Source organism: Microcoleus sp. S13_C5 (genome assembly GCF_036700845.1).
Lineage (GTDB): Bacteria > Cyanobacteriota > Cyanobacteriia > Cyanobacteriales > Microcoleaceae > Microcoleus.
The window spans coordinates 18,796-34,494 of the sequence record NZ_JAUBPR010000022.1 but is presented as its reverse complement, the minus strand read 5'-3'; the positions used below and the strand labels follow the sequence as shown (position 1 = coordinate 34,494).

Sequence of the window (15,699 nt, the reverse complement as noted above, 5' to 3'; positions counted from 1 at the left end):
TGGGGAATTGAGATCACAAGTTAACATCTCCCTTTTCCTTGTTCCCTCAACATCCCTCCCTTAAATCCGTTAAGTCCCATTGCTTGCTCGTTGCCGAACTTCTTTCTTCAACAAGCCAGCTTAGCCTCAAAAGCCAAAGAATTAACAGGAAACTCCCCCAAAACTTCCTCTAAAATCGGAGATGTGAAATTACAAGGTTGAGGCTTGCCCAAATGATAACCTTGAGCGTAATCTACCCCAAGTTCATTGAGTTTATCCATAATTGTTTGATTTTCAACATACTCGGCAATAGTTTTAATTCCCATGACGTGAGCGATTTTGGTAATAGCTTCCACCATTGCGATATCAATAGGATTCTCGACAATATTCTTAATAAAATTGCCGTCTATTTTGAGATAATCAACCGGCAAGCTTTTGAGGTAAGCAAAGGAAGACATCCCGCTGCCGAAGTCGTCCAAGGCAAACTGGCAGCCTAGTTCCTTGAGTTGCCAAATCAAGCTGGCTGCCTTGCTGAGATTACCGATCGCCACGGTTTCGGTAATTTCAAAACAAATTATTTGCGGCGGTATTTGATGGATAGAAAACTGTTCCTGAATAAACTCTATAAACTTTTCTTCGTTGAGGCTGTCCCCAGAAAGGTTGATTGAATAAATGTTGGAATATTTGCCAAATGAGGATGGCAGATCAGACAAAAGAGAGCAAGCTGGGAATGTAACTATTTTATCGCTGTCTACCTCGGGGTTTTGGACTAATAAATTTGCAGTGAAAAATTTAGATAAATTGCTAAATAAAGTACGAATTACCCAGCGGTCGATCGCGTGCATCAAGTTGTAGCGTTCTGCAGCCGGAATAAACGCCATCGGCGACACCAACTCACCAGTTTCAAGTTGGAGGCGCAGGAGGATTTCGCAGTGGGTTCCGGTGGTTGGAGAGTGGAGCAAAGGTACGATCGGCTGAGAGTACAAGCAAAAGCGATTCTCTTCTAAAGCTTGATGAATTTGCACCACCCACTCGGTTTCGCCGTGCTGTTTGATTAATTCTTGATCGCCGGCTTGATAAACCTGTACCCGGTTGCGACCTTTATTTTTAGCAGCGTAGCAGGCCATATCGACCGCGCTCAAAATCGCAGATGTCGATGCTGTTTTGGGATTGATTGCTACCAAACCGATACTGACGCCGATTGAAAAAGTTTTGTCCTGCCAAGCAAAGCGGAATCCCTGAATGCTTCGCAGCAGCGTTTCAGCAACATTCAATCCTCGTTCGACGGGACGATTATACAGGAGTACGGCAAATTCATCGCCGCCGAGACGCGCCAAAATATCGGTGTTGCGGATTTTGCTTTTAAATAGCTGGCTGACTTGGCGCAGCAGTTCGTCGCCTGCAGCGTGACCGGAGGTGTCGTTAACTATTTTGAAGCGATCGAGATCCAGGTAAAGCATCACGTGTTCTTGCCCGTAACCTTGAGCGCCGTGTAGGGCGTGCTCTAGCTGGTACTCAAATTCCCGGCGGTTGACTAATTGCGTCAGGGGGTCATGAGTTGCCTGCCAGGTGAGCTGCCGCGCTTGAGTTCGCACTTGCGTGACATCTCGGAACACAACGACGGCCCCGACAATTTCGCCGCTGCTAGCGTGGATGGGGGCGACGCAGTGGTCGATCGCAAATTCGGTGTTGTTGCGGGCAATCAGCAAGCTGTTGTGTCCTTGGTCAACAATCCGACCTTCGCACAAAGCGATTTCGGCGATATTTTCGATCGGCCGTCTGGTAGTTTCGTCAACTATTCTCAGCACGCTGGCGAGGGGCAAACCTTTAGCTTCCGAGGTAGACCAACCCGTGAGTGTTTCGGCAACTGGATTAAGGGTGGAAATGCAGCCGTCGGCGTCAGTAGCGATTACGGCATCGCCGATCGATTGTAGAGTAACCTGAGCGAGTTCTTTTTCTTTAAAAAATGCTTGTTCCATGCGCTTGCGATCAGTAATATCTCGCTGCACCGACACCCAGTGGGTAACGTTCCCGGAGGTGTCGGCAATGGGTACGCTATTGAGTTCCACCCAATAAGTTGAACCGTCTTTGCGGTAGTTAATCAATTCTAGGCGTAGGGGTTCTCGGCGAGAGAAAGTACGGCGAATTTTAGCGACTTGGGTGGGGTCGCTTTCTGGGCCGCGCAAGCAACTGGGGGTTTGTCCGATGATTTCTTCGGGTAGGTAGCCCGTCATTTGGGTAAAAGCTTCGTTGGCATAGATGATGGTGGGGTCGGAGATATCGCTGTCTCCAGCATCCATAATTACGATTGCGTCGTTAGCGTTCACTACAGCAGATTCTAAAAGGTGGAGCCTGGCCTCGGCCCTAACGCGGGTAGCAATTTCCCTTTCTAGTCTGGCGTTAGTCAAGCTCAGGGATGTGATCGCTTTTTCCAATTCCCTAGTCCTTTCTGCCACTGAATCGTGCAGAACATCTATCGCCCCGGACATTTCCATCGGGTCAAGTACGCGCAGTATGTTGGTTTGAGTAACTATTCCCAGGAGCTCTCCGCGTTCCCCCGTTACTACCAACCTGCGGACTAAACGCTCGTGCATTTCCTGATGAGCTACCCAAAGCGAGTCTTCTTGCTTGAGGCTAAATAAGGGGGTACTCATCACTGTTTGGGCGATCGTTTGCGACAAATCTATATCTAAAGCTTGAAATTCGACAATATCCCGTTCTGTGACTATACCTACTGGAATGGGGAACGGTAAATCCATCGATAATTCTGTTGATTCTGTAATTACTACGCAGCTAACGCGGTGCTGGGCCATCAACTCGGCTAAACTTCTAACTGACGCCGATCGAGGTGCTTGAATGACTTGTGCGGTCATTACTTCTTTTACGCGGCGCATTTTTAAGATATTTGCCGGTTTGAGCATGGCTTGGCGAATGCTTTCGGGCGTAATTACTCCTAAGAGTAGACCTTCACTATCCAATATTGGCAAATGCTTAATTCTTCGTTGCCCCAGCAGAATTAGGGCGCTGAAAATGTTTTGAGTCTCGGATTTTGTCAGAGTTGCTGCAGGCTGCCTCATTACTTCTGCGATGGTAACACCTTTTAAGTTTTTGCCCGAGGCAATCAAATCGACAAGATCCCTCTCGGTGAAGATTCCTTGCAATTGAGAATGTGGAGCCGAGTGCGAGGATAATTTTTCTAGGGATTTTTCCACGACAAAGACGCAGATACCTGTCGCGTCTCTAAATGCGCTTGAGGTGGGGGGATTTTCGATTTCTGTTAGTGGCTGATAGATATCGGTTGGTGCAATCTCTGCGTTTAGAGAGCAAGTTCCGCGCCGTTGGCCCATCAGGGTAATTACTTCTGCTAGTGGGGTATCGGGCGCAACTGTCAAGGGGTAGCGGTCAATTACTTGAGCTAAGGTTGGCAGATACTTGGATGAATCGTTTTTGAGCATATTTAATTGAGTTTTGCGATCGCGTGGACTCTGCGACATTCCAAAAAAGTGCTGCTTTCCAAGCACTAGGTGGATTTTTACGGCGCTGCTGAGACCTAATTAAAATTTATTGTTAAAAATGCAGCCAAGCTTGGACTGGGGATCAAGCCAGTGACTGGTTTTCCTCTACCTATAAAGTTATAAGCTTATCTTTATTTTAAATTAATTTTTCAGTCTCGTGACACTTTTATTAAAAACAAAGTATTTTATGTGAACTTTTTGCGATAGGATCATCTCTAAAATCATCCCTCGTATTGCGAATCATCTCCATCTTCAGAAAGACACATCTGTTGCCTATACTAGCTAACCTAGAAAAGGTTACTACAAAAAGGCACTGTATTAAGTTCGGCAGTGTTAAGTTTTGCGAAATTAAGTTTTGCGAGCTGGTCGAGACCATCTATGCGTTGTTGAGGGCAATCGATATCACAGCCAATGTGTGAATTAGATCGCAACTTGCGAAAACAACCATGGTACGATTGTAGATATCAAGACAAGAACTTGAATACAGAGTCTGTGAGGAAAAGGGATTATGAAACGCAATCTATTAGCCGCTACTTTTTTAATTACTCCCCTAGTGTTGGCAGGCCCGGCTCGCGCTGAAAATCCCGTTCACGTCAAACAGTTATTGTCAACGGGGCAATGTTTTCAGTGCGACTTGTCAGGAGCAGATTTAACGGGAACTCATTTAATTGGTGCTGACTTGAGAGAAGCAAATTTACGAGGAGCCAACCTATCTCATGCCAACCTCGAAGGTGCTGACTTGACGAATGCTAACTTGACCGGTGCTAACTTAACCGCAGTTTTCCTGACTAATGCCAGTTTAAATGACGCAGACCTCGATCGGGCAAATCTGACCGCAGCCATCATTAACACCGCTGACGTATCCGGCGCATCAATGGAAGATATGACCATCACTGATGCAAAAATCTACAATACCCAAATCGGCGTCGGCGGCAGCTACGACCAGTAAACTCGTTAAAAGAATGGAAAACACCAATTTTGAGGTTAAAAACCCGGTTTCTCTCCAGAAACCGGGTTTTTAGTCTTTTTGTAGGCTGCCCCGGAGCCTCACATTTTATGTCGTATTTCAAGCGAACAATCTGACGCACCCTACCATTACCACTAAAAACCCAAATCAACCGCTATTCGGTGCGCGCAAGCAAACCCAGAAAACGCCACCGCATTTAAACCCTGTCCGGGAAACGTACTGTCACCCACACAATACAAACCAGGCATAGAAGTTCGATTAAACGGCATTCCCAGCAAACCCATTAGCTTCTGTCGCGGAATCGGCCCGTAAGTTCCGTCTTCGCGCCCCAAAAAGCGGCGGTGAGAACGCGCAGTCCCAACTTCCATATAATCCAAACCACCATCTAAACCGGGAAAAATCTTTTCTAATCTTTCAATAATTCTCCCTGCCGCCTCTTCCTTTTTCTCCTCGTATTCCTGCGGTGAAAGTCCTTCCCACTGTTCCATCCAACTTGAAGTAAAAGCGTGAACGATATGATATCCTGCGGGAGCTAAATCCGGGTCGAGCACGGTCGGAATTGACACCAAAACAGTTCCCTCCGGCGCTTCCATTTTGTCCCAATCTTCTAACAAAATGTGGTGGCAGGCGCTACCCGCAGGGATTACGGCTGCTTCCACTCCCAAATGCAAACTCAAGAAACTGGGAGCTTTTTGATAGCGCTGCTGCCATTTCTTTTCGCTAGCGGGCATCTCTTCTGCAGGCAGCAATTTCTCAAAAGTATCCCAGCGCGTGGCGTTAGAAACTATCCGCTTTGCCCGGTAAACTTCGCCGGTTGCTAGCTCGACTCCGACAGCACGGCCGTTTTCTGTAATAATTTTTTTCGCCTTAGCTTTGTATTGAATTTGCCCGCCGCATTTTTCTAATCCTTCTACTAATTTTTGGGCAATTTGACCGACTCCGCCTTTGGGATAATTGATGCCACCGTAATGTCTGTCGGAAAATACCATTCCGGCGTTAATCATCGGCGTCAAGTCTGCAGGTACTACAGACCAGTAGTAGCATTCCATGTCGATAAATTTCAGCAAAGTAGGGTCTTTTATGTAGCGCCGCGCAATATCGCCAGTATTTTGAGGCAGATATTTTACTAATCCCAAACAAGCTAAAGGATTCTGAAAAAAGACTCGGACGAGATATCCGGGTTCTTCTAGGGAGAGCAATTCCATTCCGTTAAGGCAGTTAAAGACGTTCCAGCATTCGCCGTAAAATTTGTGGATTCCTTCGCGTTCGTGAGGGAACCTGTCAGTTAATTCTTGCAAGTATTTCTCATAAGCTTGGGGAACTTCAAGTTCCAACCCGCTGGGTAAGTGATAGTGAAGCTGTACGGGGTCGGGAATGGTTTCTAAGGTGACGTTGACTGCTTTCAGGGCGCGGGTGAGGAGGTTGGTGGTACCACGCTGTCCAAAGCCAAAAATCATGGAGGCGCCGACATCGAATCTATAGCCTTCTCGATCGAAATATCCAGCGCTACCCCCCGGAATTGTATAGCTTTCGAGCACTAAAACTTTGGCTTTCTTAGCGGCTAGCTGGGTGGCTGTCACGAGTCCACCAATGCCGGAACCGATGACAATCACATCAAACTCTTGCTGTGTAGAGCGGGAGTTGGGAGAAAATAACTGGGATTGGGTAGGAGCTGACATTGGATTAAAAATCTTAATAATTTCCATAATATTACAGTTGATCGCCCTCCCTGAACTGTGGCGTCTGCCATTTTCCCTTTGTATATGTAGCCTTCTGCCTTTTTCCTTCTTCCCTCTCCTTCTTCCTTCTTCCTTCTTCCTTCCCAAAAAAAATGCGGGAACAGTCTACCATTGCCGACTGCCCCCGTCTGCCAATCCTTTGAGAGGAGAACACTAAAAATCACTATAGCCTTGTTGCTAATTAATGTCAATACTATTAGAAAAATATTTCAATAAGCTAATGGAGGTCGATCGGCGAATGGGTTCTAACTCAATCTCTGGCTTGTATGCGCCCTCAAGGATGTGATAAGTTGCACAGAGCGATCGATCGCTCGTTGGCTAAGCCCTCAAGGACGATCGACCGCACCGCATAAAATCCCTCAAACCTCCTACTCTCCCCAATTTTCTAATGTCCCTGCAACTGCGCGTTTACGTTCCTCCACATCCATTAATTAAACACTGGCTGGCTGTTGCTCGCGACGCCGCCACGCCATCGGTACTTTTTCGTTCTGCGATGACAGAATTGGGAAGGTGGCTGGCTTACGAGGCGATTCGAGAATGGCTGCCCATAGTGGAAACCACAGTGCAGACGCCTTTGGCACAATGTCCGGCGACTTTTATCAACCCGGAAGCTCCGTTAGTTGTGGTACCGATTTTGCGGGCGGGTTTGGCACTACTCGAAGGAATTCAGACGGTTGTGCCGCTGGCGTCGGTTTACCACCTTGGTATGGCAAGAAATGAGGAGACGTTGGAACCGACTTGTTATTTGAACAAATTGCCGGCGCAGTTTAACCCGGAAACGCGGGTGATAATTAGCGAGCCGATGCTGGCTACGGGCGGCACGATTATAGCGACAATGCAGGAATTGACGAAGCGGGGAATTGACCCGAGCTTGATTCGGATTATCTCTGTGGTGGCTGCTCCTCCGGCTTTGAAGAGGCTGAGTGCAGAGTACCCGAGTTTGATGATTTACACGGCAACGATCGACGAAATGGTGAACGAACAGGGCTTTATTGTACCTGGTTTGGGAGATGCGGGCGATCGAACTTACGGCACATGAACAAGTCAGTCAGTCAATTTTAGATTTTAGATTTTAGATTTTAGATTGACTCGACAGATAAATCTGGGGGCTTCTATCGATATTGGGGTACGGAAAGTTGTTCCAGGAATCAGTTGCTGAAAGCTCGGGGGAAAAAGATGACCCTGGTTTGGTAAAAGCAGGCACAGAGAGAGTTAGAATCAAAAGTACAAGTCAAAAATAAATAGCTTTTAGCACTCATTGCCCGTGAAACTTGATTCTGTTCCGCCAAGCTTGTCTGCTTCTGACTCAGTAAACCCCAATTACGATTTGCCACAACAGGTACAACTACAAATAAAAGAGGCTTCTGAAAGTTATGCTCCTTTAACCCCGGAGCCCGCTGAACTATCAGGGAGTGGAAATCCCGATATTTGTCAGGAAGAAAAGAAACTGAAGTCGCAGCAGTGGGCAATTTTTGCCTCGACTTTTGCAACTATTTTTTTGGCTGAAATTGGAGACAAAACTCAGCTCGCAATTTTGCTGATGACGGCTGAATCTCGAAATCCTTGGATCGTTTTTGCGGGTGCGGGTTCGGCTTTGATAGCAACCAGTTTGCTGGGGGTGTTGCTGGGAAGGTGGCTGGCTAGTCGGATTGCTCCGAGAACTTTGGAGAGAGCAGCCGGATTGATTTTACTGGCGATTTCGGCGGTTCTGCTGTGGGAAGTGCTGGGTTAATTGTCTGCCTTGTCGGTAAGTCCTAGATTTCTACAATAGCTAACTAAGAACTAAAAAAACATGGACTGGCAACTTTTGGGAATTAGTTTTATTACAGTGTTTTTGTCAGAATTGGGAGACAAAAGTCAATTAGCTGTGATCGCCTTGGGCAGTAGTTGTAACTCGCCGCGGGCTGTATTTTTCGGCACCGCGTCGGCGCTTCTGCTGGCGAGTTTAATCGGGGTGGCGATCGGCTTCAGCACGGCTGAGGTGTTGCCGGAACGACTGGTAAAGGGGCTCGCGGCGATCGGATTTGCGGTGATGGGCTTGCGGCTGCTGTGGCCGAAAGCAGATTTACCCGAAGCATCCGAGTAGGGCTTGCTGTCGGTCGATTTTAGATTTTAGATTTTAGATTTTAGATTTACTCCACAGATGAATGTAGGAAGTTGACCAAGAGTCTAAAATTTTTATCTTTCCACAACAGGAGTCGTTCACAAGTATCTGTTTTTGGGCGGGTCAGGAAACTGGACAGTATAGTTATATCAAATCTGTTAGCATCGGAATTATTCCTATCTCTCTTCTCGACCTCTGCGTGAATTAGCGTCAATCCCTTGTCATCTGCGGTTAACATATTCTCTTTTTTTTACCGCAGATGAGGGCAGATAAACACAGATTAACGCCGAGGAATACAGAATGGCTGCAATTCAAGCGTCGTTTTCGATCGCTAAAATTTAAAAAATTAGCGGGGGGCGTGAATTCACGCCCCCCGCTGCTGGTTGAGTTTTTTTTCTCAACTCGACCTCTGAGTATTGTGTCGATTAAACTTGGTTTTGGTAGCACCAGCCGAGCAGCGTACCGGCGACAGCCAACTTCAGGGCTTCCAATCCAAAATAGCCTTCGTGCAGTAGATTCATGCCGGCGGGCACTTCTGCTGCGGAATCGAACAGATTTAGGTGCATTCCCAAGGCGCTCATTTGGGGTGTCAGGGCGTAGGTGTCAATCAGGGCGATCGCCAGAAGTACCAATGATAATAAGATTGCTGTGCGGCTGCGCTTGCCGAAATCACCGACTAAATTGCTCAAAACCATCAAACCCGTTGCCACCAGGCCCGAACAGATTAACTCAACGCGGTTGAATCCCCAGAACATTAAATTCCCCGCCGTTGCAAATTCCGGAGATGTCGTCATGCCAGATACGTAGAGACTGGGCATAATTACTAGATCCAAAATCAGGCTACCGCTGAGCCAGAAAATTAGAGACACCATGACAATTGCTTGCCAGCGCGGTTTGATTGATTCCACTCTTGATGTTGTAATAGCTGTCATATAATTAGACCCTCTAAAATTTTCTTCTGCCTTTTCTAGAGTTTAACTAACTTTTTTCTAAAATTCTGTTAAGTATTTTTAAATTAATGGTAACTTTTGTGTAACATACCCTGAAGAATTGTTAAGCTCACTTATGTTTGTCATCACTGCCGTTAACTAATACTAATTCGGAAAAAGTACGGAATAAATTAATAATTACTCACAGGACTTATGCACTGCGACCAAAGATATCTGTTTTTGACCGGGATTAAAAGCCTTAACGTATTTCTTTCATAAAAAACCAGGTTTTTGCGTCCAGAAATAACTCCTAATTTAACTGTATATGCCTAAATTTCAATTATCATCTTGGTTGCCCCGTCTCCCCCCTCAAGTCTGGATTCTGGCCGCCGGCAGATTCCTCTCCCAAAGCGGCACCGGTTTTACTTTATTTTACGCGCCGATATTTTTTGTTGATCGCGTGGGTTTATCTGCTACTGCTGTTGGGATTGGTTTGGGTAGTGGTTCAGTTTCGGGCATATTTGGTCGAATTTTGGGCGGTTCTTTTTGCGATTCTAAATTTTGGGGAAGGCGGCGAACTTTATTGCTGGCGGCAGTTATTTGTGCTGTGGCTTCTTTTGTACTGGCGGCGACTAATGATTTCGTTGGCTTAATTGCGGGCAATTTACTGATGGGTTTTGGTGTGGGTTTGTATTGGCCTCCAACCGAGACGATGGTGGCGGATTTAACGGAGGGTGAACAACGACAGGAGGCTTTTGCTTTGACGCGGCTTGCTGATAATTTGGGTTTGCAAGTTGGGATTATTTTGGGCGGTTTGTTGATTGAGTTAACGGGGAATTATCGCTCGCTCTTTATTATTGATGGTATCTCGTTTTTAGTGCTGTTTGCGGTGGTGGCGATCGCGATCGCTGAAACCTACAAACCAGCTAATTCAGCCGATATAGGCAAAAAAAGTCTAAAAAATGGCTGGATGGTGGCGCTGAGCGATCGCAGTCTTCTAGTTTATGCTTTAGTAAATACTCTGTTCACATTATATATTTCCCAAATCCAAACCACAATGCCGCTGTACTTTAGCAAGTTTGTCGCGGTGGGGACGGGAACAGGTTTTTCTACTGGTACAATTACCGTTTTGTTTGCTTTTAGCACGTTTTTAACTGTGGCTTTGCAACTGCCGGTTGTTAAAGCTTTGAGGCGGTTTTCTCACTCGAAAGCTTTGATGATTTCGGCGCTGCTGTGGGGAATGGGATTTATCGCGATCGGCTTGACGGGAATGGCTGCAACTGGCCATCTATTTTTAGCTGTTTTAGGCTTGAGCTTTTTGTCGGTTGCGACTGTTGCTTATACGCCTTTTGCTTCGGCTTTGGTGGTGGATTTAGCCCCAGAGTCTTTGCGGGGCGTGTATTTGGCGGTTAATTCTCAGTGTTGGGCGATCGGCTATTTAATCGGGCCGCCGCTGGGCGGTTTGGCTTTGGATAGAGGTAAATGGGCGGCGGAGAATTTTTGGTTGGGTTTGGCTCTTAGTGTGATTGCGGCTGTGGTTATTTTGCAAAAGCTCGATCGAATGTTGAAAAAATAATTGCTAAAATACAACTTTTGTGATAATCTAATCCACCCTATAGATAAATAACTAACTCGCAAAAAATGCTTAGCGGTCTTAAGCTCTGATAGCAGGCGGTTGTTTTACTTCTTTTATTAGACCTATAAAAAATATTAACTCAAAACTTTGTGGTTGGCGATACCAAATAGTTTTACAATTCCTAGAAAGCTAATAGCAATTTTACAGTCAAATTTGTGAGGAGTTCTAGTGAAAGCACATCTATTATTTAGTGCTGGCGCAGTAGGTTTACTGTATATACTTGCCAGTTCTTTACCATTGGCAGCCATGCCTCCCGCCGAAAAAAAGACATTAGGTACTGAAGAGTTAAAAGAGTCAGAGGCTAAAATTAGCCTGAATACAACTGTTGAAAATCAGGTCAAAGCCCCTGAAAGATCCGAGTTAAAATTAGTTGAGGGGCTGCAAGTTGACAACACCGTCTCAACAACCAATCAACTCGCCAATCTCCCCCAAGAAACTGCCAACCTGAATCTGCCCGAAACAGCAGCATTAACCGCAGAAAATCCCGGGGAAAACTCATTAAACTTAGCCGAAAAACCAGCAAACCCAGCCCCAGCAGAAGTCACACAACAAGTATCTGTTGCCCCTTCCCAAAACTCGCAGACACCAGCAGAAGTCACAGAAAAAACATCTGTCATTCCCACCCCTAACCCTGCAGCAGTAATTGCCCAAACAGAAACTTCTACTTCCGAAAAGTTAGCTGAAATCGAAAACAGCGCTTCCTTAGAACCCCCAGCAGCCAACAGCGAAACTTCCGAATCCAGCGAACTCCAGCAAGTAACATCTGTATCTCAACTCTCCGACGTGCGCCCCACAGACTGGGCATTTCAAGCCCTGCAATCTTTAGTCGAAAGATACGGCTGCATAGCGGGATATCCTGACGGCACATTCCGAGGCAATCGGGCAATGACTCGCTACGAGTTTGCCGCCGGTTTAAACGCTTGCTTGGATAAGGTTAACGAGCTAATTAAAGCAGGTACAACCAATTTAGCGACGAAAGAAGACTTAACAATACTCCAAAGACTGCAAGAAGAATTTGCAGCAGAATTAGCTACTTTGCGCGGTAGAGTCGATGCTTTGGAAGCCCGTACCTCCGAATTAGAAGCCAATCAATTTTCGACAACAACTAAACTCAGCGGCGAAGCAATTTTTAGCGTTGCCGATACTACGAAAAACAATCATAGCGATACTCAAACAGTCTTCAATTACCGACTGCGGCTGAATCTGCTAACCAGTTTTACGGGCAAAGATACCCTAATAACAGGCTTACAAGCTTACAACATTCGCAGCTTCGGGCCTGATTTGGGTTTGTCAACGGGGGCATTTAGCGGTTTGTCTGACAGTCAGGCAAGGCTGAGTTTTGAGCCGCAGTTCCCCGGAATCAATCCTCAGAATTTATCTAGCATTGGCGCCAATACTGTTGAACTTTACAAACTGCTTTACGTTTTTCCAGTTTCTAACAGCCTCACTCTATTCGCGGGCCCGAAAGCTGAAACTTCTGATGCTTTTCAAGCCATCACTCCTTTCGCTGGAGAAGGCCAAGAATCTATTTCTAGGTTTGGAGGTTACAACCCTGTAGTGCGCGTATCCGGCGGCACTTCAGGCAGCGGCTTGGCATCGGCAGGTGGGTTTATTTGGAACCTTTCCAAAAAAGTCAATCTTACAGCTTTGTACGGCAGTGTAAATGCTGCTTTGCCCAACGATTTAGGCTTTCCAGCTACTCCGTTGGGTGCGGGTTTATTTAATGGCAGTACCGTTGCTGCGGCACAGTTAACGATTAAACCAACTAGCAGTATTGACATTGGTTTGAATTACGCTTACAGCCGCCACCAATTGAATATTCTTGCCACAGGATTATCTGATGCGGATTTGGGTTCAATTTTGGGAAGAGATAGACAACCTGTTAGCGGCGGGGTGAGGATGAATTCGTTTGGCGGTACTGCAACTTGGCGGCTTTCTCCGAAATTAGCTGTTTCTACCTATGGAGGTTGGATAATTGCTGATGCTGAAAGAAGCAATGCTTCTACAACTTTTAACAGTTGGATGGTAGGTTTCCATTTCCGAGATTTGTTCAAACAGGGCAATAATGCAGGTATTCTGTTTGGGCAGCCTTTGGATCGGGATTCGGTAAGTGGCGGTGCTCGTTTTCAGCAAAACAAAGCAACTCCTTACCATTTAGAAGCTTATTACCGCTTCAAAGTCAACGATAATATCAGCATTACACCCGGAGCTTTTGTGCTGTTCAATCCTGAAGGAACTAAGGATAATGACACCGTAGGGGTGGGAGTCCTACGCACAACTTTTACCTTCTAAAGGGAGTGCTAACCTACATACAGCAGATTCGACGTTTGTGAAGTACACCTGCGGAATCTGCTGTATCAATTCCCGATTTCCAATTACCAATTACCAATTTTTGATTATTTTCGCCGATCGCCCAATTTACGGTAAACTGCTCTTAAATCAACTTGATGGTGAGCCAAAGCAACCAAAGCGTGATAAAATAAATCCGCAACTTCCCCAGCGATCGCCTCTTTGTCGTCATCTTTGCAAGCCATCACCACTTCCGCCGACTCTTCGCCAATTTTCTTGAGAATCTTGTTGTCGCCGCCCTCGAACAACTTGCAAGTATAAGAACTTTCGTTAGGATGATCGCGGCGATCGCAAATTACCGCAAATAATTGAGATAACATATCCCCTGGCGGCGGTGAAGTTTCCCCATCAACTTGGTGAAAACAACTTCTTTCTCCGGTATGACAAGCAATGTCTCCGACTTGTTCGACTGTCACCAGCAAAGCATCGCTATCGCAGTCGTAACGCAGCCCTTTGACATTTTGAATGTGTCCCGAAGTCGCGCCTTTGGGCCACAATTCGGAGCGCGATCGACTCCAGAACCAAGTTTGCCCGGTAGAGAGCGTTTTTTGCAGCGACTCCCGATTCATCCACGCCATCATCAACACCGTACCGTCCAAATAATCTTGGACGATCGCAGGCACTAAACCGCGATCGTCGTAACGAATCTTTTCAATTGGGATGGATCGGCTCAAACTTGATAAATCAGTAGTAGACATAATTTTATTTCAACTTGGTAATATAGATTAACGCTTTCCTGTCGGAGATTTTTTTATTAACCGCAGAGAACGCAGAGGAGGCAGAGGAAGAGAGAAGATTGAGCAACTGATGGCTAAATTGTCAAGAACTATTTTACAAAAAATTACATTTTAGGGCGATTCCCTACGGGATAGCTTCGCTTCACGGTGCTAGTGCGACAAAGCCTAAAAAACCCAAGCTAGTATTGCTACTCATTGGTTTGTACCCTAAAATCTACTAGAATAGTTTCCTTGAATCGACCTAACCTTTATGTTGAACTGGCTATAAAATTATTCTACCAACAACAGACGTTCACTAAGGAGAAAACATTGGTTTCCACAACCTTGAAAACGACCAAATCAGAAGAAATTTTCGCTGCAGCCCAGAAGTTGATGCCAGGTGGCGTCAGTTCCCCCGTCCGTGCCTTCAAATCTGTAGGCGGACAGCCTATCGTCTTTGACAGGGTAAAAGGAGCCTACATTTGGGATGTTGACGAAAACCAATACATTGACTATGTAGGCACTTGGGGCCCAGCCATCTGTGGCCACGCCCACCCGGAAGTCATCAAAGCCTTGCACGAATCTTTAGAAAAAGGTACGAGTTTCGGCGCACCATCGCTGTTGGAAAACGTACTCGCTGAAATGGTCATCGATGCGGTTCCCAGCATTGAAATGGTGCGATTTGTCAACTCCGGCACCGAAGCCTGTATGGCCGTTTTGCGGCTGATGCGAGCTTTCACCGGACGCGATAAACTGATTAAATTTGAAGGCTGCTATCACGGGCACGCCGATATGTTCTTGGTAAAAGCCGGTTCCGGCGTTGCAACTCTGGGCCTTCCCGACTCTCCGGGCGTCCCGAAATCCACTACTGCCAATACCCTCAACGCTCCCTACAATGATTTAGAAGCAGTCAAAGCTTTATTTGCCGAAAATCCCGGCGAGATAGCAGGCGTAATTCTCGAACCAGTGGTGGGGAATGCCGGTTTTATTACCCCGGATGCAGGTTTTCTCGAAGGTTTGCGGGAAATTACTAAAGATAACGGTGCTTTGTTAGTTTTTGATGAAGTAATGACCGGTTTCCGCATAGCCTACGGCGGAGCTCAGGAAAGATTCGGTGTCACCCCGGATTTGACTACTTTGGGTAAAGTTATCGGCGGCGGTTTGCCGGTGGGAGCTTACGGGGGAAGGCGGGATATTATGGGGATGGTGGCTCCTGCTGGACCGATGTATCAAGCGGGTACGCTTTCGGGAAATCCTTTGGCGATGACTGCTGGGATTAAGACTTTGGAATTGCTGCAAAAACCCGGCACTTACGAACAGTTGGATAAGATTACCAAAAAACTGTCTGATGGATTGCTAAAAATTGCTAAGGAAGCCGGACACGCGGTTTGGGGCGGGCAAATTAGCGGGATGTTTGGCTTGTTTTTTGCGGCTGGCCCGGTTCACAATTACGAGGATGCGAAGAAGTCGGATTTGACGAAGTTCAGCCGTTTTCACCGGGGAATGTTGGAGCACGGAATTTATCTTGCTCCTTCGCAGTTTGAGGCGGGATTTACTTCTTTGGCTCATACTGAGGAAGATATCGATCGAACTTTGGCTGCAGCGCGTGAAGTGATGGCAAGTATTTAACCTGAGTTTTAAGGACTAAAGTCCTTAAAACTCAGGAATAAATGATTATAGTCCTTGCTGTTTTTTGGCAGTAAGGACTTTAATTTTTAACTCCTACCCAATCGGCGTTAAAAATCTCTTGATCAGGGCTTACGCA

11 protein-coding genes are annotated in these 15,699 nt (G+C 46.3%); 7 read left to right on the top strand and 4 right to left on the bottom strand.

The window, feature by feature from the left end; translation table 11 throughout:
* Positions 1-107: 107 nt before the first annotated feature.
* Positions 108-3,473, bottom strand: coding sequence for an EAL domain-containing protein (locus QUA04_RS08945; RefSeq protein WP_333255827.1), 3,366 nt, complete (start codon positions 3,471-3,473; stop codon positions 108-110).
* Between the two features lie 529 nt (positions 3,474-4,002).
* Here QUA04_RS08945 and QUA04_RS08940 point away from each other — a divergent pair.
* Complete coding sequence (locus tag QUA04_RS08940) at positions 4,003-4,443, top strand: pentapeptide repeat-containing protein (RefSeq protein ID WP_333255825.1); 441 nt, start codon at positions 4,003-4,005, stop codon at positions 4,441-4,443.
* Positions 4,444-4,595: 152 nt separating this feature from the next.
* Here QUA04_RS08940 and crtH read toward each other — a convergent pair whose 3' ends face one another.
* Positions 4,596-6,140, bottom strand: a complete 1,545-nt coding sequence (gene crtH, locus QUA04_RS08935; protein WP_333255823.1) for a carotenoid isomerase — start codon at positions 6,138-6,140, stop codon at positions 4,596-4,598.
* A 448-nt stretch (positions 6,141-6,588) separates the two neighbouring features.
* On the opposite strand from crtH, the gene upp reads away from it, so the two are divergent.
* From upp to QUA04_RS08920, 3 genes are all read left to right on the top strand, one after another.
* Positions 6,589-7,239 carry a uracil phosphoribosyltransferase gene (upp, locus tag QUA04_RS08930; protein WP_333255821.1) on the top strand — a complete coding sequence of 217 codons (651 nt, stop codon included), beginning with the start codon at positions 6,589-6,591 and terminating at the stop codon, positions 7,237-7,239.
* A 225-nt stretch (positions 7,240-7,464) separates the two neighbouring features.
* Positions 7,465-7,932 (top strand): TMEM165/GDT1 family protein, encoded by a 468-nt coding sequence (locus QUA04_RS08925; protein WP_333255819.1) that lies wholly within the window; start codon positions 7,465-7,467, stop codon positions 7,930-7,932.
* Positions 7,933-7,992: 60 nt separating this feature from the next.
* Positions 7,993-8,286 carry a TMEM165/GDT1 family protein gene (locus tag QUA04_RS08920; RefSeq protein WP_006635027.1) on the top strand — a complete coding sequence of 98 codons (294 nt, stop codon included), beginning with the start codon at positions 7,993-7,995 and terminating at the stop codon, positions 8,284-8,286.
* Positions 8,287-8,729: 443 nt separating this feature from the next.
* Here the strand turns inward: QUA04_RS08920 and QUA04_RS08915 are convergent, their stop codons facing one another.
* Positions 8,730-9,236, bottom strand: coding sequence for a hypothetical protein (locus QUA04_RS08915; protein WP_333255817.1), 507 nt, complete (start codon positions 9,234-9,236; stop codon positions 8,730-8,732).
* Between the two features lie 322 nt (positions 9,237-9,558).
* Between QUA04_RS08915 and QUA04_RS08910 the strand changes: the two genes are divergently transcribed.
* Together QUA04_RS08910 and QUA04_RS08905 are read left to right on the top strand one after the other, a co-directional pair.
* Positions 9,559-10,809 carry an MFS transporter gene (locus QUA04_RS08910; RefSeq protein WP_333255814.1) on the top strand — a complete coding sequence of 417 codons (1,251 nt, stop codon included), beginning with the start codon at positions 9,559-9,561 and terminating at the stop codon, positions 10,807-10,809.
* A 228-nt stretch (positions 10,810-11,037) separates the two neighbouring features.
* Positions 11,038-13,161 carry an iron uptake porin gene (locus QUA04_RS08905; RefSeq protein WP_333255812.1) on the top strand — a complete coding sequence of 708 codons (2,124 nt, stop codon included), beginning with the start codon at positions 11,038-11,040 and terminating at the stop codon, positions 13,159-13,161.
* A gap of 104 nt (positions 13,162-13,265) precedes the next feature.
* On the opposite strand, the gene hisIE is transcribed toward QUA04_RS08905, so the two are convergent.
* On the bottom strand, positions 13,266-13,916 hold the full coding sequence (hisIE, locus tag QUA04_RS08900) for a bifunctional phosphoribosyl-AMP cyclohydrolase/phosphoribosyl-ATP diphosphatase HisIE (RefSeq protein ID WP_333255810.1): 651 nt from the start codon (positions 13,914-13,916) through the stop codon (positions 13,266-13,268).
* A 348-nt stretch (positions 13,917-14,264) separates the two neighbouring features.
* Between hisIE and hemL the strand changes: the two genes are divergently transcribed.
* Complete coding sequence (gene hemL, locus QUA04_RS08895; protein ID WP_333035451.1) at positions 14,265-15,563, top strand: glutamate-1-semialdehyde 2,1-aminomutase; 1,299 nt, start codon at positions 14,265-14,267, stop codon at positions 15,561-15,563.
* Positions 15,564-15,699 lie beyond the last annotated feature (136 nt).